Raw genomic sequence first — 16,398 nt, forward strand, 5'->3', positions numbered from 1 at the left:
CGTCAGCGATCGATCTCGCCGAACACGATATCGAGCGAGCCGATGATCGCGGCGACATCGGCGATCATGTGCCCGCGCGACAGAAAATCCATCGCCTGCAGATGGGCAAAGGACGGCGCGCGGATCTTGCACCGATAGGGAGTATTGCCGCCGTTCGAAACCAGATAGACGCCGAACTCGCCCTTCGGCGCCTCCACCGCGGCATAGACCTCTCCGGCGGGCACGCGAACGCCCTCCGTGTAGAGTTTGAAATGGTGGATCGTCGCTTCCATCGAGCGTTTCATCGTCGCCCGCGGCGGCGGGGTGATCTTGTGGTTCGGAATTGCCACCGGCCCCTGGCCTTCCGGCGATCGCAATTTCTCCAGGCATTGCTTCATGATCCGCACCGACTGGCGCATTTCCTCCATGCGGACGAGGTAGCGGTCGTAACAGTCGCCGTTCTTGCCGATGGGAATGTCGAAATCCATCTCGGGGTAGCATTCATAGGGCTGTGCCTTGCGCAAGTCCCACGCCGCGCCCGACCCGCGCACCATGGGGCCGGAGAAGCCCCAGGCCCAGGCGTCATCGAGGCCGATTACGCCGACATCGACGTTGCGCTGCTTGAAGATACGGTTTTCGGTGAGCAATTCGTCGAGGTTGCCGCAAACCTTGAGGAACGGATCGCAGAAAGCCCAGATGTCGTCCAGCAGCTTCTCAGGCAGGTCCTGGTGCACGCCGCCGACCCTGAAATAATTCGCATGCATGCGGGCGCCGGAGGCGCGCTCGTAAAACACCATCAGCTTCTCGCGCTCGGCAAAACCCCAGAGCGGCGGCGTCAGCGCGCCGATATCCATGGCCTGTGTCGTGACGTTGAGGAGATGCGACAAGAGCCGGCCGATTTCGCAAAACAGGACACGGATGAGCTGTCCGCGCTTCGGGACCGAGATTTCCAACAACTTCTCGGCGGCGAGGCAGAACGCATGCTCCTGGTTCATCGGCGCGACATAGTCGAGCCGGTCGAAATAGGGCAGGGCCTGCAGATAGTTCTTGTACTCGATCAGTTTTTCGGTGCCGCGGTGGAGCAGGCCGATATGGGGATCGGCGCGATCGACGACCTCGCCGTCCAGTTCCAGCACCAGCCGCAGCACGCCGTGAGCAGAGGGATGCTGCGGTCCGAAGTTGAGGGTGAAGTTGCGAACTGCGGCTTCGACCATGACGCTGCTCCGCTGTACCGGGTTTCAGGGCCGAAGCCGAGTGTTCCGGCCCGCCACGCCCGGACCACCGATCAGGTGCCCGCCAATCACGTGCCCGCCAATCACGTGGTTGTCTGGATGATCAGAGTCAGCATGCCGTCGCCGTCGATGTTGGCGGCAACAACCTGCGAGGAGTCCAGCCCGTTCGCCGCCAGCACCGATGCCGCCTGTGGCGAGGCATCGATCGAGCTCTGCAGGGTAAGCAGATCTTCAACGCTGGTCTGGGTGATCACGGCCTCGGCTTGCGTCTTGAGTTCCGGCGGCAAATCCTCGAGGGCGACAATGGCAATGCCAGTAAAATTCTGGTCGGTGAAACCTTGATCCGGCAGGGCTTGATCAGGCAGGGTCTGGTCAGGCGTTTGGTTGGGCAAGCTTGGATCGGGCAGGGCTTCCGGAGCCGGAGGTGCGATCTGGGGAAGCTGCGGGTCGGTGGATTGCGCGTGAATCGGCTGCGCCAGGGCCAATCCCGAAAGGGCGGCAATTGTCGTCAACATGCGCATGATCGTTCCTTCCGTTTTTCGTTTGGCTCGAGGAGGATCACCTGGTGACCACACAACCATTGTCCCGGATTATGGTTCCCGTCCGTCACGGATATGGCCATGGTGGAGCCTATCCTGGCGCGAGCGGTCGAACGATGGAACGATTCCGACAGGCGTTCATTCTCCCCTGATCACACCTTCATCACAGGATCGGCGGGGCGCTGCAGCTCGAGGAGAAAGCCATGAGAATCAGCGAGTGCATGACACGGAAAGTTCAGGTCGCCAGTCCGGACCAGTCCTTGCGGGATGCCGCACGAGTCATGGCCGATCTTGACGCCGGTGTTCTGCCCGTGGGTGAGAATGAGCGGCTGGTCGGCATGATCACGGACCGCGACATTGCCGTCCGTGGCATCGCGGAGGGCAGAGGTCCCGACACCAAGATCAGGGATGTGATGAGCGCGGAGGTACAGTGCTGCTATGACGACCAGGAAGTCGGCGATGTTCTTCAGAATATGCGCGAACTCAAAGTGCGGCGAATGCCGGTGATCAGCCGCGACCGGCGGCTGGTTGGCATTGTCTCGCTCGGCGACCTCGCCACGAATGGCGAACCCGCATGGGCCGGCGAAGCGCTGGGCGGCATCTCGCAGCCGGGCGGCGACCATTCGCAGACGGAGCATTGATGCATCATAAACAGATTTGAAGTTCCTGCTCGATCGACGGCATCGGCGTTCAGGAACTTCGAATCCACAACCGTACTGGAGTCACTCCTTTGCGCTACAGGGCCGCACGCCCGGAGGCGCGAGCACTTGGTTTGCGCATGATTCCCAGCGAAAATCGATTTCCGGGGTCATCCGGGCCGACGCTACGCAACGGAGAATCGATCGATGACCCACAGCCATGTCCCGTCGCCCTGGCGGCGGGCAACCTCGGTGGTTACGGTGCCATCGGGAAGACGGGTTGACGTCAGTGCCAGATCTTCGCTGACAACAGCCGGAGTCTGATTTCCGGCGGCAAATTTTTGGCCAGTTGCGGTGATGTCGGCGAAGAGTGCCCGGATCGCTTCGCGGCCACGCGTCAGTCGCCCGTCACCGCTGTCGACGACGGCATGCGGCTCAAAAAGCGCGGCCATGCCGTCGATGTCTCCCACCCACTGCCGGGAGATCAGCAGGCGCTCCAGATCCTGGGGATCACGCGCCGGCTCGCGGCTTGCTTCATCGGTCATGGCGAAACTCCTCCGACGCTCGGTAGCAAAGCGTTCGATCCTGCGCCAAGTTTCGTTGGAAGACGAGCCGCGGAAGCTCCGCCATGCTGATCGCAAGGTGGAGCAGCCTGGCGATCATTCTCCCCAGCCGAGATCGCGATCCGCAACGCGCCATTCGGCGGCGCCGGCGCGGCGCCGGTGGCTGTCGTTGAGGAAGTCGGCGATTCTTGCCGCCGATTTCGCCGAGGCGAAGGTGAGCAGCCGATCGTGATGGACGACAGGCTCGCCGGTCTCATTGTCCCAGATCTCGAACCGGCAGCTTGGGTTCGGTATGGCTTCGAAACGGATCTTCATATCGATGGCCCCGGTGATCGACGGACCGAGGTTCTGCGACCCGGGCTTACGGATGGCTTACGGGCGTTTTGGATTATGCTTTTGGCAGCGGGCGCGCTCGCTCGATGTCGCCTCGGCTAGTTTGCGTTCGGCGCGAGGCGCTGCGCGACATGGTCGGCGATCGCCAAGCTTGAGGTCAGGCCAGGGCTCTCGATGCCGAACAGATTGACCAGGCCCTCCACGCCGTGCACCGCCGCGTCCTGGATGACGAAGTCGGCATTGGCTTCGCCGGGACCGGAGAGCTTCGGCCGGATGCCGCTATAGGCCGGCTGCAGGCTGCCATCGGCCAGGTCCGGCCAGTATTTGCGGATCTCGTCGTAGAAGCGCTCGCCACGTATTGGATCGACGCGATAGTCGAGTTGATCGGTCCATTCGACGTCAGGCCCGAAGCGGGCGACGCCGTCGAGGTCGAGCGTCAGATGGACGCCGAGCCCGCCGGGCTCGGGCACGGGATAGACCAGCCGCGAGAACGGCGCCCGGCCGGCAACCGAAAAGTAATTGCCCTTGGCGTAGCGAAGTTCTGGCACGAATTGCCGATCGAACCCGTCAAGCGAGCCGGCAAGTGCCGTGGCGCCGAGCCCGGCGGCGTTGATGAAGCGCGCGGTGGCGATTTCAAAGCGCTCGCCGCTGGTGCTGTCGACCGTGTCGAGCACGATGCGCCTACCTTCAACGCGGCCCGAGACGATGCGGGTGTTGAGGCTGAGCGCTGCCCCGTGCTCCTCGGCGTCGCCCAGCAGCGCAAGCATCAGCGCGTGGCTGTCGATGATGCCGGTGGCGGGAGACAAAAGCGCGGCCGTGCCGCGCAGCTTGGGCTCCAGCCTGCGCGCCTCTGCTGCGGTCAAGGGCGTCAAATCGCCCGCGCCGCAAGCAGCGGCATTGGTCAGGATCGAAGCGAGCATCGGCTCCTGTTCGGCATTTGTTGCAACGATGAGCTTGCCGCAGCGCGCATGCGGCACCGCCCGCTCCTGGCAATAACGGTAGAGCCTTTCGCGGCCTGCCACGCAGAGCCGGGCCTTCAGCGATCCGGCCGGATAGTAGATGCCGGCATGGATGACCTCGGAATTACGCGAACTGGTCCCGGTGCCGATGGCGTTCTCGGCCTCGAGGATCAGGGTGTCTATGCCACGCCGCGCCATCTTTCGCGCGATCGCGAGGCCGATGACGCCGGCGCCGGCGACGATGCAGTCGACGTGGTCCACGATCAGGCCACCTCAGCCTTGTTGTTGTGCCTGCTGGTGAGCCGTTCGGGAACCAAGTCTTGGCCTTGCGCACAGCCGGCTTGGCGCAGGTTCCCGCGTTCAGCAGCCTCGAAGCTGAAATTCTGCATGTCTTCCGTCCATCCGCCGGCCCTTCCGAAAGGGCTTGACACCCTTACAAGAAACGGATGCAGCAAACAGCATTAATCCAGAGGCCGATGCGCGCGCCGAACGGCGGCAGGACGCACGTCCCGGCATGCAGGACAGGAGCCATCATGGACGCTCGGCCGAATTCCCCCGAAGCCCGCGACATCAGCTACCACATGCACGGCTACACCAATGCCCGCAAGCATGAAGAGGCAGGGCCGCTGGTCATCGAGAAGGGCGACGGCATCTATGTCGAGGATCTCGCCGGCAACCGCTATATCGAGGCGATGGCCGGGCTTTGGAGTGTCGCGGTCGGCTTCTCCGAGAAGCGGCTGGTCGACGCTGCGGTGCGCCAGATGTCCAGGCTGCCTTACTATCACGACTTCGGTTCCAAATCGCATTCGCCGCTGATCGATCTCGCCGAGAAGCTGGTGCAGATGGCGCCGGTGCCGATGAGCAAGGCGTACTTCACCAATTCCGGCTCCGAGGCCAACGATACGGCCATGAAGATGATCTGGTACCGGTCGAATGCACTCGGCCAGCCTGCGCGCAAGAAGATCATCAGCCGCATTCGCGGCTATCACGGCGTCACCATTGCCTCGGCGAGCCTGACCGGGCTGCCCAACAACCACACTTCCTTCGACCTGCCGATCGCCAATGTGCTGCACACCTCGACGCCGCACCACTGGCGCGAGGCGCTGCCGAATGAGAGCGAAGGAGAGTTTTCGAGCCGGCTTGCCGACGATCTGGAAAAGCTGATCCTGGCCGAAGGCCCGGAAACCGTCGCTGCCTTCTTCGGCGAGCCGATCATGGGCGCCGGCGGCGTCATCGGGCCGCCGGCCGGCTACTGGGAGAAGATCCAGGCGGTGCTGTCGAAATACGACATCCTGCTCGTCGCCGACGAGGTGATCTGCGGCTTTGGCCGAACCGGCGAAATGTTCGGCTCGCAGACCTTCGGCATCAGGCCCGACATCATGGTGCTGTCGAAGCAGATCTCTTCGTCCTACCTGCCGATCTCGGCCTTGCTGATCAACGAGAAGGTTTTCGAGCCGATTGCCGACGAAAGCAATCGCATCGGCACCTTCGGCCACGGCTTCACCGGCGGCGGCCATCCCGTTGCGGCGGCGGTCGCGCTGGAGAACCTGAAGCTGATCGAGGAGCGCGATCTCGTCGGCAATGCGCGCACGGTCGGCGCGCATATGCAGAAGCGGCTGCGCAAGCTCGCTTCGCACCCGCTTGTCGGCGAGGTGCGCGGCGTCGGCCTGATCGCGGCGGTCGAACTGGTCGGCGACAAGGCGAACAAGACGCCGTGGGAGACGGCCGGCGCGCTGGGCGGGCTCGTCAACGGTTTCATGCAGCAGAACGGCATCATCTCGCGCAACATGGGCGATGCACTGGCCTTCTGCCCGCCGCTGATCATCACCGAGCCCCAGGTCGACCAGGTGATCGACGCGTTTGAAAGATCGCTTGAAGCCGCGGTCAAGCTGGTCCCGTAATTGGCGCGCGCGTAACGGCATGATCTCGAGCGACGCAAGCGACGTTATAAGAAAATTGCGAAAAACTTATAACGCTGCAGGAGAGGATCAGGAATCCTTGTTTGCAGCCAAATCACAGAATGGTTTTGCTCATCAAGATCAGCAAAGCCAATCTCTGCCCGACCTGAGACTTATTTGGCTTTGGCCGGAGGACGCTCGTGATTGGCGAAAGCCGAAGCGACATCCAATCTCCCCCCTTGCGGGGGAGATGTCCGGCAGGACAGAGGGGGGTGGGAAGGATCGCAACTTCGACTTCAGCCTTGCCAACCCAGCTTGAGGGCGTGGCTGCGATCGATTGACAGGTCGGAGGGACAGCACCCCCCTCTGCCTGCCGGCATCTCCCCCGCAAGGGGGGAGATCGGCAGCTTCGGAGGCGGCAATTGCCTTGCTAGTCTTGGTTGTCAACGCGTTGCAGCGAGGTCCGCAACGGCGTCCGGAACGACCACCAATTTGCCGACAAAATCCTTGGCGATGAAATCCGCCTGGGCGCGGTGGAAATCCGACAGCTTGTAGACACCGCCGACCAGCGGCTGGATTTTCTTCTCCTCGATGTAGCGGACGATACGACGGAAATCGTGTCGCGTGCCTTGGCTGGAGCCGTGCAGCTGCAATTGCTTGAGATACATGGTGCGCAGATCGAGTTGCACGACCGGGCCGGCAATCGCGCCGGCGGTGGTGTAGCGGCCTTCGGGCCGAAGGATGCGCAACAGGTCATTGAAGATGCCGCCGCCGACGAGGTCGGCAACCACGTCGATCGGCTGGCCGCCGGTCGCGTTATTCACGGCGGCGGGCAGATCGGCGACGCCACGGGTAATCACCGCCTCGGCGCCGATGTCGAGCACCGCCTGTTCCTTGCCCTTGCCGACGACGGCATAGGGAATGGCGCCGCGCGCCCGCGCCAACTGCACGATGCCGGAGCCGACGCCGCCCGACGCGCCGGTGACCAGCACACGCTCGCCGGCCTTCAATGCGGCGCGTTCGAGCATCTGTTCGCCGGTAAGATAAGCGCAGCAGAAGGTGGCGAGTTCGACGTCGGTCAGGTCGGTGGCGACGACATGGGCATTCTCGGCCGGCACGGTCTGGTACTCGGCATAGCCGCCGTCGCGGCCGTGGCCCATATAGTCGATGTCGGCGAGTGAATCATCGTCGCGGTTGTAGATCGAGAAATCGACCATCACCCGCTCACCGATGCGGGCCGAAGAAACACCCTCGCCGACAGCAACGATGTTGCCGACCGTGTCGGTGCCCTGGATACGCGGGAAGGTCAGCGTATTGCCCTGACGCCGCCAGGTCGACACGGCGGCAGCATCTTCCTCCGTGCCATAGGCGCCCTGGCGCACCCAGACATCGGTGTTGTTCATGCCGCACGCCGTGACCTTGACCAGAACCTCGCCCGGGGCGGGAGAGGGCACTTTCACATCGATGCGATAGACAAGCTTTTCCGGCCCGCCGTGACCGGTCAGAAGCACGGCTGCCATGGTGGCGGGGAGGGCTATGGAGGTCATTGATGTTGCTTCCAGATATTCCAGGTTGGCGCTGCCCCTCACCCTTACCCTCTCCCCGTGAACAATGGGGAGAGGGGGTCAGCCGGCGCCGAGTGCTTGACCCTTCTCTACCGAGAAGGTGCCGACAGGCGGATGAGCGGCGGCACCAAGGTCGATAATTAGATGCTGGCAAACACGCCATTCACCGCATCGGCCGTCTTCGACACGACGATGTCCGCCTCTTCGCGGGTGAGGCATAGCGGCGGCGCAAAGCCGAGGATGTCGCCTTGCGGCATGGCGCGGCCGATGACGCCAAGCTCGGCAAGCGCGGTCGCGACCTGCGGCCCGATTTTTTGCGCGGCATCGAAGAACACGCGGTCGTCCCGGTCGGCGACGAATTCGATTGCCGCCAGCATGCCGTCGCCGCGCACCTCGCCGACATTCTTGTGGCCGCCGACGGCTTTCGCCAGTTCGGCGCGGAAATAGGCGCCGGTCTCACCGGCGTTGGTCACCAGGTCCATCTCGTCGATCAGTTCCAGGTTGGCGACACCGGCGGCAACGCAGATCGGATGCGCCGAATAGGTCCAGCCATGGCCCAGGCTGCCGAGTTTGTCGGAGCCCTGCACCAGCACCTGCCAGACCTTATCCGAGACGATGACGCCCGACAGCGGCGCATAGGCCGAGGTCAGTCCCTTGGCGATGGTGATCAGGTCGGGCTTGATGCCGTAATGGTCGGAGCCGAACATGGTGCCCAGCCGGCCGAAGCCGGTGACCACTTCGTCGGCGACCAGCAGCACATCATATTTGTTCAGAACCGCCTGGATCTTTTCCCAGTACAGAGCGGGCGGCGGCACGATGCCGCCGGTGCCGAGGATCGGCTCGCCGATGAAGGCGGCGACCGTGTCGGGGCCCTCGGTCAGGATCATCTCTTCGAGCTTGTCGGCGCAGTGTTGGGAAAACTGTTCCTCGCTCATCGAGCGGTCGGCGCGGCGGAAATAGTATGGTGCCTCGGTGTGCAGGATCGGCGCACGCGGCAGGTCGAAGGCGTTGTGGAACAGGTCGAGCCCGGTCAGCGATCCGGTCATGACGCCAGAGCCGTGATAGCCGCGCCAGCGCGAGATGATCTTCTTCTTCTCGGGACGGCCGAGCACGTTGTTGTAGTACCAGATCAGCTTGATGTTGGTTTCGTTGGCGTCGGAGCCGGAGAGGCCGAAATAGACCCTCGACATGCCTTGCGGGGCGCGGTCGATGATCATCTTGGAAAGCGTGATCGACGCCTCGGTGCCGTGGCCGACATAGGCATGATAATAGGCAAGGTTCCTGGCCTGGGCGGCGATGGCGTCTGATATCTTCTGGCGGCCATAGCCGACATTGACGCAATAGAGCCCGGCGAAGGCATCGATGCTCTTGCGGCCGTTATTGTCCCAGATGGTGACGCCTTCGCCGCCGGCGATGACGCGGGTCGGCGATTCACCCCGCGCATGCGTGCCCATATGGGTCGAGGGATGGAAGAAGTGGTCGCGGTCCCAGGCGGCGAGTTCGTTGGACTGGTCGAGCATTTTTTTTACTCCTAAGGAAATGTCTCCGGCGCGGCTTACGCTACGTCCAGGCAGAGATATTTAAGATCGGTAAAGGCTTCGAGCCCGTGGCGCGAGCCCTCGCGGCCGATGCCGGACTGTTTGACGCCGCCGAACGGAACCGGCGCGCCGGTGATCTTGACGCGGTTGATGGCGACCATACCGTAGTCGAGTGCACGGCCCATGCGCAATTGGCGGCCGCCGTTCTCGGTGACGACATAGGCGACGAGCCCGTATTCGGTGGCGTTGGCGCGGGCGATGACCTCGTCCTCGCTGTCGAAGGGCGTCACCGCGGCGACCGGACCAAAAGTTTCCTCGCGCATGATCAGCGCATCGTCGGTGACATCGGCGAGCAGGGTCGGCCGGTAGAACAGCGGTCCGGCCGGATGTCTGCCGCCGCCGGTTAGGCAGCGCGCGCCATGGGCGAGCGCATCGGCGACCTGCTCCTCGACCTTCTTGACGCCGCGCTCGTGCATCAACGGCCCGATGTCGATGTCATCGGCCAGGCCATTGCCGGTCCGCAGTGCCTCGATGCGCCTGGCGAAGGCGGCGCAGAAACGATCATAAATCGGGCGCTGGACATAGATGCGGTTGGCGGCAAGGCAATCCTGGCCGGAAGTGGCGAATTTGGCGTCGACGGCTGTCGTCACCGCCTTGTCGAGATCGGCGTCGGCAAAGACGATCAGCGGCGCGTGGCCGCCAAGCTCCATGACCAGCCGCTTCATCGTCGGCGCACTTTGCGCGGCGATAAGCCTGCCGATCTCGGTCGAGCCGGTGAAGCTCATGGCGCGGACGCGCGGATCTTCGCACATCCGCCCAACGATGGTCGAGGCCTTGCCGGTGAGAACGTTGAAGACGCCAGCCGGCAGGCCGGCGCGTTCGCCGAGCTCGGCCAGCGCCAGTGCCGACAGCGGCGTTTCCGACGAAGGATGCGCGACGATGGTGCAGCCGGCGGCAAGGGCGGCCGCCGCCTTGCGGGTCAGCATGGCTGCGGGAAAATTCCACGGCGTGACGACGCCGACGACGCCGAGCGGTTCGCGCCGCACCATCATCTCGGCGTTTGGCAAATGGCTGGTGACGCTTTCGGCGTTGAGGCGCTTTGCCTCCTCGGCGTACCATTCGACGAAGGAGGCGGCGTAGTCGATCTCGCCAAGCGATTCCTTGAGAGGCTTGCCCTGTTCGAGCGTCATCAACAGCGCCAGATCCTCTTTCGCGGCGATGATCAGGTCGAACCATTTTCGCAGGATTCTTGCGCGCTCCTGTGGGAGAGCCGCGCGCCAGGCGGGAAAGGCGCGCGACGCCGCGTCGATCGCCTTGCTCGTCTGCCTGGCATCGAGCGCGGCAACCCAGGCAACGGTGGCGCCTGTAGCAGGGTCGGCCACCCCAAAACTCTCGGCGGCTTCACTCGCCGTCCAGTGGCCGTCGACATAGGCGAGTTGGCGCAGCAGCCGCCGGTCGGCGAGCCGGTCAAGCGCTTCGTGGCGTTGTGGGCGAGCAAAATGCGCGGACATGTTCGAGGTCTCCCGGTTTCGGAATGATGCGGAGAGACTATGCGCGCGGCGCAGACAGAGAGGCTGTTTCGGAGCGCACGCGTAGAGAGATTGTCTCTATTGGGCCGAAACACAGGACAGTCTCTCCGAGGCTGTAGCAGACAGTGGAGATTGGCTGAACCTTCTCCAACTTCGTCATCCCCGGGCGAAGCAGGAGCGAAGCTCCGTCGCGAAGACCCTGGGATCCATTCCGTGACCTTAGCCGAGAAATGCGGCGGAGCAGAATTCCGCATCGTCGCGGCGACCTGATGTCAGTTTCCCTAGACCTCACGACTGTGCCGGCAGCAGATCGGCCACCGGCAAGGCGACCTCCTCCTTCACCGTCTTGGTGACGATGTAGGTGAAATAACGGTCGATGCCGATCTCGCGTTCGAGCAGGGCGTCGACGAGCCGCTGATAGGCGTCGATGTCGCGCGCCATCACTTTCAGCAGATAGTCGACGCCGCCGCCCACCGACCAGCAGGCGACGATTTCGGGGACGTCGCGGATGACGCGCTCAAAACGGTCGAAATCGGCCTGGCGGTGGCTGGCCAGCGTCACCTCCATCAGGACGGTGGCGACCGGCGCGACGGCGCGCATTGCAACCCTGGCGTGATAGCCGGAGACGATGCCGGCCTTTTCCAGCTTGCGCAACCGCATCCAGCACGGCGTCGGCGACAGGCCGACCTTGTCGGCGAGCGCCAGCTTGGTGATGCGCCCGTCGCGCTGAACCGCGTCGAGGATTTTCAGGTCGATCTGATCCAGTTTCAATGCGGCCATGAGCGTCCACTTTTTTCCGCGACACCATGACGGCGCATTATTTCGATTGTCAATTGCACTGATTTCGATCTCTAATATGTCATGACATTGTGGCGTCCAGATCCCGCGCTTATCCGGCGGCCGGCCTATCAATCGCTCGCCGACCAGTTCGCGCGCGCCATTCATGACGGACGGCTGGCCAACGGCGCGCGGCTGCCGACGCATCGCCGGCTGGCCGACGATTTGAAGCTTTCGGTGCAGACAGTCAGCCGCGCCTATGAGGAACTGATCCGCCGGGGCCTGGTCTCCGGCGAGATCGGCCGCGGCAGCTTCGTGCAGACGCAGCGCCGCGAGCCGGAGCCGCCCTATCTGCCGGAGCGCCTTGGCGAGGTCATCGACCTGTCGATCCTGAAGCCGGTCTGCGAGCCGATGCATCTGGAGCGGCTGAAGCAGGCGCTGGGCTGGCTCGCCGAGAACCTGCCGTCGACCTCGGCGCTGTCGTTCCGGCCGAACATGGTGTTTCCGCGCCACCGTGCAGTGGCGGTCGAATGGCTGCGGCTGTGCGGTCTCGACGTGTCGGCGCAGAATGTCAGCCTGACCAACGGCGCCACGGCCGGCATGACGGTGGCGCTGATGAGCGTGGCGCCGCCGGGTTCGACCGTCGCCACCGAGGCGATCGGCCATCACACGCTGATCCCGCTGGCGCGCTATCTCGGCTTCAACCTCGAGGGCCTGCCGATCGACGACAACGGCCTGATCCCGGAGGCGCTCGACGAGGCGTGCCGGCTTTCCGACATCCGCGCCGTATTCGTGCAGCCCTCGGTGATCAATCCGACTGCGACATTGATGAATGCCGCGCGGCGCGAGCAGATCGCTGCGGTGGCGCGCAGGCACGACATCGCCATCATCGAGAACGACGTGCTCGGGCCGCTGGTCGAGGGCCGTCCGCCGCCGGTCGCCGCCTTCGCGCCCGAGCGCACGCTCTACGTCACCTCCTTCACCAAGATCGTGCTGCCAGGCCTGCGCATCGGTTATCTCGCGGCGCCCGACCGCTATGTCGCTGCCGTCGCCAACCGGCATCTCGTCTCCAACTGGATGGCGACGCCGATGGTGGCAGAGATCGCGACAAAATGGGTGACCGACGGCACGGCGATGGAACTCGTCCGCTGGCAACGGTCGGCGCTTCGGCGGCGGCAGGAGATTGCCGCCCAGGTGCTTGCGGGGGTCGACTACCGCGTTCATCGCGACGGGCTGCATCTGTGGCTGGAACTGCCCGGCGACCGCGCCGAGGAGGGCTTCGTCTCACAGGCCCGCCTGCAGGGCGTGGCGATCGCACCGGGCACATCGTTCCGCATCTCGGCGGCGCCCTGGCAACCGGCAGTGCGCATCTCGCTGGGCTCGACAACCGAGGGGGAACTGCGCGCCGGCCTCAGTGTTGTCACCAAGCTTCTGCTCGGCGACCCGGAGCATCTGCTGCTGGCGATCTAGGCAAGCATTGCCGCGAAATTCTGCGGAGTCAGAAACATTGTCATGAGTTTATTTTCCTGATTGACATGATTTGGCGCGTTCCGCATCGTTAAGGCACAGCTTCTCCAGCACGGGGGAATTCTTTGTCCGCGCCCATCATCAAGATCGACGCCATTTCGAAAAGCTTTGGCACCTTCAAGGTGCTGGACGGACTGTCGATGCAGGTCATGCCGCGCGAGAAGCTGGCGCTGATCGGCCCATCCGGCTCCGGCAAGACGACGATCCTGCGCATCCTGATGACGCTGGAGAGGATCGACAGCGGCCACATCCAGATCGACGGCGAGCAGCTTTACCACATGGAGCGCAACGGCCAGTTGCTGCCCGCCGACGAACGGCATCTGGCAAGAATGCGCCAGAAGATCGGCATGGTCTTCCAGCTGTTCAACTTGTTTCCGCACAAGAGCGTCATCGACAACGTCACGCTGGCGCCGATCCTGACCAAGGGCATGCCGCGCGCCGCCGCCGAAAAACGGGCGATGGAACTGCTCGACATGGTCGGCATGGCCGACAAGGCGAAGGCGATGCCGGCGCAGCTTTCCGGCGGCCAGAAGCAGCGCGTTGCCATCGCTCGCGCCTTGGCGCTGCAGCCCAGGATCATGCTGTTCGACGAGGTGACATCGGCGCTCGATCCGGAACTGGTCGAGGAGGTGCTGAACGTGTTGTGGCGGCTCTGCTCGGAGACCGACATGACCATGCTGCTGGTCACACACGAAATGGGTTTTGCCCATGATTTCGCCGACCGGGTTCTGTTCTTCGACCGCGGCAAGATCGTCGAGGAAGGCAAGCCGGACGAGATTTTCCGCAACCCCAAGCAGGAGCGTACGCAAGCTTTCCTGAAGAAGATCATCGCGGCCGGACATCGCGTCTGACTGCCATGCCCCGGGCGGCAGCGCCGTCCTCCCAGGGCGGCGAATCCGTCCCGTGGAACGACCAAACCAAAAGAGAAACAAGGAGTTGGGAACAATGAAGAAACTTGGCATTCTGGCCGGCGTCGCCGGTGTTGCGCTGACCGCAATCCTGGCCGCTTCGACCGCGGGATCGGCCGACGACAGCAAGCTCGAAGAGCTCAAGGCACAGGGCTTCGCCCGTGTCGCCATCGCCAACGAGCCGCCCTATACGGCGGTTGCTGCCGACGGCAAGGTCTCGGGTGCGGCGCCCGATGTGGCCCGTGAAATCTTCAAGCGTCTTGGTGTCAACGACATCGTCGCCTCGATCTCGGAATATGGCGCGATGATCCCCGGCCTGCAGGCCGGCCGTTTCGACGTCGTCACCGCCGGCCTGTTCATGAAACCGGAGCGCTGCGCGGCAGTCGCTTATTCGGAGCCGGTGCTGTGCGACGCCGAGGCAATGCTGGTCAAGAAGGGCAACCCGAAGGGCTTCAAGAGCTATGAGGATGTCGCCAAGGATGCCACCGCAACGATCGGGGCGCCGGGCGGCGGCACCGAGGAGAAGCTGGCGCTCACTGCCGGCGTGCCGCGTGACCGCGTCATCGTCGTGCCGGATGGCCAGAGCGGCCTGAAGATGCTGCAGGACGGCCGCATCGACGCCTATTCGCTGCCGGTGCTGTCGATCAACGACCTGGTCAAGAAGGCCAACGATCCGAACCTCGAAGTCGTCGCCCCGGTGGTCGGCGCGCCGGTCTATTGCGACGGCGCGGCGTTCAAGAAGGGCGATGAGGCGCTGCGCGACGCCTATGACGTCGAATTGGCCAAGCTGAAGGAGTCCGGCGAATTCGCCAAGATCATTGAGCCCTACGGTTTTTCGGCCGCGGCGGCGATGTCGACGAGCCGCGACAAGCTCTGCTCGGCAAAATAGGCGCCTTTTTCCTTCTCCCCGTTCACGGGGAGAAGGGTGTCACGAAGTGACGGATGAGGGGCAGCGCCAGTTCTGCCAAATTGGCTCTGCCCCTCATCTGCCTGCCGGCATCCCCGTGAACGGGGAGAAGATGCCAAGACTATAACCGCAAAACGCTGGAAATTCGAACTTCATGACCCAATGGTCCGGCTATTTCGGCCTGATATTGCAGGGAGCGCTTGTTACCATCGAGCTGACGCTGATGGGGTCGGTGCTTGCCCTGATCATGGCCTTTCTCGCCGGGCTGGGGCGGCTGTCGCGTTTTTTCGCCATTCGGGCGCTGGCCACCGCCTATATCGAATTCTTCCGCGGCACCTCGATCTTCGTGCAGCTGTTCTGGGCCTATTTCGTGCTGCCGTTCATCGGCATTTCGCTGACGCCGCTGCAGGCCGGCGTGCTGGCGCTTGGCCTCAATGTCGGCGCCTACGGCGCGGAGGTGGTGCGCGGCGCCATCCAGTCGATCGGCCGCGAACAGTACGAGGCCTGCACCGCGGTCAATCTCGGCCGCTGGCAAGCCATGCGCCATGTCATCCTGCCGCAGGCGCTGCTGGTGATGCTGCCGACCTTCGGCAACAACGCCATCGAATTGCTCAAGGCCACCGCCGTGGTTTCGCTGATCTCGCTCACCGACCTGACCTTCCAGGCGCAGGTGGTGCGCTCGCAGACCGGCAACACGCTGGTGCCGTTCACCACCATTCTCGTCATCTATTTCGCCCTTGCGCTGATCATTTCGTGGGGTGTGCGTTCGCTGGAACGCCGCATGGCGCGCGGCCTCGACGGGGTGCGCGTCTGATGGATCGGGCCTCGTAATGGAATGGGATTGGAATTTCGTCTGGGAGATCATGCCGACCCTGATCGAGGGCGTGAAGATCACCATCCTGGCGACACTGCTCGGCTCGGTTCTGGCAGCGATCGTCGGCTTGGCTATCGCGCTGGCGCGGCGCTCGCCGAACAAGGGTTTGTCGCGCAGCGTCGGCTTCCTCGCCGAGTTCATTCGCGGCACGCCGCTCTTGGTGCAGCTCTACTTCATCTTCTATGTGCTGCCGGATATCGGTATCCTGCTGCCGCCGCTGGTGGCGGGCGTCATCGGCCTCGGGCTGCATTACGGCACCTACACGGCCGAGGTCTATCGCGCCGGCATCGACAATGTGCCGCGCGGCCAGTGGGAAGCCGCCAAGGCCTGCAATCTCAACGCTAGGCAGACCTGGACCCACATCATCATGCCGCAGGCTATCCCGCCGATGATCCCGGCGCTTGCCAACTATTTTATCGCCATGTTCAAGGAGACGCCGCTGCTTTCGGCGATCACCGTGCTGGAACTGATGAACCAGGCCAAGAGCGTCGCCAACACCTATTACCGCTATGTCGAGCCGATGACCCTGGTCGGCGCCTTCTTCCTCGTCATCAGCCTGTTCTCGGTCGTGCTGCTGCGCTGGCTGGAACGCCGCTACGGGCGCATTGAAAAATGACAGTTCCTTCGACCAA

The 16,398-nt window shown here is 63.5% G+C and carries 17 protein-coding genes; 7 read left to right on the forward strand and 10 right to left on the reverse strand.

Annotated elements, in window-relative coordinates; all coding sequences use genetic code 11:
* Positions 1-2: 2 nt before the first annotated feature.
* Complete coding sequence (locus tag AC0L17_RS09305) at positions 3-1,193, reverse strand: NADH-quinone oxidoreductase subunit D (RefSeq protein WP_473515592.1); 1,191 nt, start codon at positions 1,191-1,193, stop codon at positions 3-5.
* 101 nt (positions 1,194-1,294) lie between these two features.
* Positions 1,295-1,732: a hypothetical protein gene (locus tag AC0L17_RS09310; protein WP_473515593.1), complete on the reverse strand. Its 438-nt coding sequence runs from the start codon at positions 1,730-1,732 to the stop codon at positions 1,295-1,297.
* A gap of 221 nt (positions 1,733-1,953) precedes the next feature.
* Between AC0L17_RS09310 and AC0L17_RS09315 the strand changes: the two genes are divergently transcribed.
* On the forward strand, positions 1,954-2,391 hold the full coding sequence (locus tag AC0L17_RS09315; protein ID WP_473515594.1) for a CBS domain-containing protein: 438 nt from the start codon (positions 1,954-1,956) through the stop codon (positions 2,389-2,391).
* 182 nt (positions 2,392-2,573) lie between these two features.
* On the opposite strand, the gene AC0L17_RS09320 is transcribed toward AC0L17_RS09315, so the two are convergent.
* The 4 genes from AC0L17_RS09320 to AC0L17_RS09335 all read right to left on the reverse strand — a co-directional run bounded on the left by AC0L17_RS09320 (position 2,574) and on the right by AC0L17_RS09335 (position 4,632).
* Positions 2,574-2,933 (reverse strand): YybH family protein, encoded by a 360-nt coding sequence (locus AC0L17_RS09320; protein WP_473515595.1) that lies wholly within the window; start codon positions 2,931-2,933, stop codon positions 2,574-2,576.
* A 114-nt stretch (positions 2,934-3,047) separates the two neighbouring features.
* Positions 3,048-3,266, reverse strand: a complete 219-nt coding sequence (locus AC0L17_RS09325; RefSeq protein ID WP_473515596.1) for a hypothetical protein — start codon at positions 3,264-3,266, stop codon at positions 3,048-3,050.
* A 116-nt stretch (positions 3,267-3,382) separates the two neighbouring features.
* Positions 3,383-4,504 carry an NAD(P)/FAD-dependent oxidoreductase gene (locus AC0L17_RS09330; protein WP_473515597.1) on the reverse strand — a complete coding sequence of 374 codons (1,122 nt, stop codon included), beginning with the start codon at positions 4,502-4,504 and terminating at the stop codon, positions 3,383-3,385.
* Between the two features lie 2 nt (positions 4,505-4,506).
* On the reverse strand, positions 4,507-4,632 hold the full coding sequence (locus AC0L17_RS09335) for a hypothetical protein (RefSeq protein WP_287174024.1): 126 nt from the start codon (positions 4,630-4,632) through the stop codon (positions 4,507-4,509).
* A 144-nt stretch (positions 4,633-4,776) separates the two neighbouring features.
* Between AC0L17_RS09335 and AC0L17_RS09340 the strand changes: the two genes are divergently transcribed.
* The gene (locus tag AC0L17_RS09340; RefSeq protein WP_473515598.1) at positions 4,777-6,144 is read left to right on the forward strand and encodes an aspartate aminotransferase family protein; all 1,368 of its coding nucleotides are present in this window, start codon (positions 4,777-4,779) and stop codon (positions 6,142-6,144) included.
* A 440-nt stretch (positions 6,145-6,584) separates the two neighbouring features.
* On the opposite strand, the gene AC0L17_RS09345 is transcribed toward AC0L17_RS09340, so the two are convergent.
* From AC0L17_RS09345 to AC0L17_RS09360, 4 genes are all read right to left on the reverse strand, one after another.
* On the reverse strand, positions 6,585-7,688 hold the full coding sequence (locus AC0L17_RS09345; RefSeq protein WP_473515599.1) for an alcohol dehydrogenase family protein: 1,104 nt from the start codon (positions 7,686-7,688) through the stop codon (positions 6,585-6,587).
* A 158-nt stretch (positions 7,689-7,846) separates the two neighbouring features.
* Positions 7,847-9,226 carry an aminotransferase gene (locus tag AC0L17_RS09350; protein ID WP_473515600.1) on the reverse strand — a complete coding sequence of 460 codons (1,380 nt, stop codon included), beginning with the start codon at positions 9,224-9,226 and terminating at the stop codon, positions 7,847-7,849.
* Positions 9,227-9,261: 35 nt separating this feature from the next.
* Positions 9,262-10,755: an NAD-dependent succinate-semialdehyde dehydrogenase gene (locus tag AC0L17_RS09355; RefSeq protein WP_473515601.1), complete on the reverse strand. Its 1,494-nt coding sequence runs from the start codon at positions 10,753-10,755 to the stop codon at positions 9,262-9,264.
* Between the two features lie 306 nt (positions 10,756-11,061).
* A complete protein-coding gene (locus tag AC0L17_RS09360; protein ID WP_473515679.1) occupies positions 11,062-11,544 on the reverse strand; it encodes an Lrp/AsnC family transcriptional regulator in 483 nt (160 codons plus the stop codon).
* Between the two features lie 90 nt (positions 11,545-11,634).
* Here AC0L17_RS09360 and ehuR point away from each other — a divergent pair, with 90 nt between their 5' ends.
* The 5 genes from ehuR (at position 11,635) to ehuD (ending at position 16,382) form a co-directional block, all read left to right on the forward strand.
* The gene (gene ehuR, locus AC0L17_RS09365) at positions 11,635-13,020 is read left to right on the forward strand and encodes a MocR-like ectoine utilization transcription factor EhuR (RefSeq protein ID WP_023797845.1); all 1,386 of its coding nucleotides are present in this window, start codon (positions 11,635-11,637) and stop codon (positions 13,018-13,020) included.
* A 122-nt stretch (positions 13,021-13,142) separates the two neighbouring features.
* Positions 13,143-13,928 carry an ectoine/hydroxyectoine ABC transporter ATP-binding protein EhuA gene (ehuA, locus tag AC0L17_RS09370; RefSeq protein ID WP_023797847.1) on the forward strand — a complete coding sequence of 262 codons (786 nt, stop codon included), beginning with the start codon at positions 13,143-13,145 and terminating at the stop codon, positions 13,926-13,928.
* A 94-nt stretch (positions 13,929-14,022) separates the two neighbouring features.
* Positions 14,023-14,874: an ectoine/hydroxyectoine ABC transporter substrate-binding protein EhuB gene (ehuB, locus tag AC0L17_RS09375; protein WP_023797848.1), complete on the forward strand. Its 852-nt coding sequence runs from the start codon at positions 14,023-14,025 to the stop codon at positions 14,872-14,874.
* 172 nt (positions 14,875-15,046) lie between these two features.
* The gene (ehuC, locus tag AC0L17_RS09380; RefSeq protein ID WP_287174034.1) at positions 15,047-15,706 is read left to right on the forward strand and encodes an ectoine/hydroxyectoine ABC transporter permease subunit EhuC; all 660 of its coding nucleotides are present in this window, start codon (positions 15,047-15,049) and stop codon (positions 15,704-15,706) included.
* 16 nt (positions 15,707-15,722) lie between these two features.
* The gene (gene ehuD, locus AC0L17_RS09385; protein ID WP_091600368.1) at positions 15,723-16,382 is read left to right on the forward strand and encodes an ectoine/hydroxyectoine ABC transporter permease subunit EhuD; all 660 of its coding nucleotides are present in this window, start codon (positions 15,723-15,725) and stop codon (positions 16,380-16,382) included.
* Positions 16,383-16,398: the final 16 nt, after the last annotated feature.

The sequence above is a fragment of the Mesorhizobium sp. WSM4829 genome (assembly GCF_055811475.1).

Bases quoted from the DNA above. Each gene is read 5' to 3' on its own strand.
- AC0L17_RS09305 (WP_473515592.1), bottom strand. From the start codon at position 1,193: ATGGTCGAAGCCGCAGTTCGCAACTTCACCCTCAACTTCGGACCGCAG.
- AC0L17_RS09310 (WP_473515593.1), bottom strand. From the start codon at position 1,732: ATGCGCATGTTGACGACAATTGCCGCCCTTTCGGGATTGGCCCTGGCG.
- AC0L17_RS09315 (WP_473515594.1), top strand. From the start codon at position 1,954: ATGAGAATCAGCGAGTGCATGACACGGAAAGTTCAGGTCGCCAGTCCG.
- AC0L17_RS09320 (WP_473515595.1), bottom strand. From the start codon at position 2,933: ATGACCGATGAAGCAAGCCGCGAGCCGGCGCGTGATCCCCAGGATCTG.
- AC0L17_RS09325 (WP_473515596.1), bottom strand. From the start codon at position 3,266: ATGAAGATCCGTTTCGAAGCCATACCGAACCCAAGCTGCCGGTTCGAG.
- AC0L17_RS09335 (WP_287174024.1), bottom strand. From the start codon at position 4,632: ATGCAGAATTTCAGCTTCGAGGCTGCTGAACGCGGGAACCTGCGCCAA.
- AC0L17_RS09340 (WP_473515598.1), top strand. From the start codon at position 4,777: ATGGACGCTCGGCCGAATTCCCCCGAAGCCCGCGACATCAGCTACCAC.
- AC0L17_RS09345 (WP_473515599.1), bottom strand. From the start codon at position 7,688: ATGACCTCCATAGCCCTCCCCGCCACCATGGCAGCCGTGCTTCTGACC.
- AC0L17_RS09350 (WP_473515600.1), bottom strand. From the start codon at position 9,226: ATGCTCGACCAGTCCAACGAACTCGCCGCCTGGGACCGCGACCACTTC.
- AC0L17_RS09355 (WP_473515601.1), bottom strand. From the start codon at position 10,755: ATGTCCGCGCATTTTGCTCGCCCACAACGCCACGAAGCGCTTGACCGG.
- ehuR (WP_023797845.1), top strand. From the start codon at position 11,635: ATGACATTGTGGCGTCCAGATCCCGCGCTTATCCGGCGGCCGGCCTAT.
- ehuB (WP_023797848.1), top strand. From the start codon at position 14,023: ATGAAGAAACTTGGCATTCTGGCCGGCGTCGCCGGTGTTGCGCTGACC.
- ehuC (WP_287174034.1), top strand. From the start codon at position 15,047: ATGACCCAATGGTCCGGCTATTTCGGCCTGATATTGCAGGGAGCGCTT.
- ehuD (WP_091600368.1), top strand. From the start codon at position 15,723: ATGGAATGGGATTGGAATTTCGTCTGGGAGATCATGCCGACCCTGATC.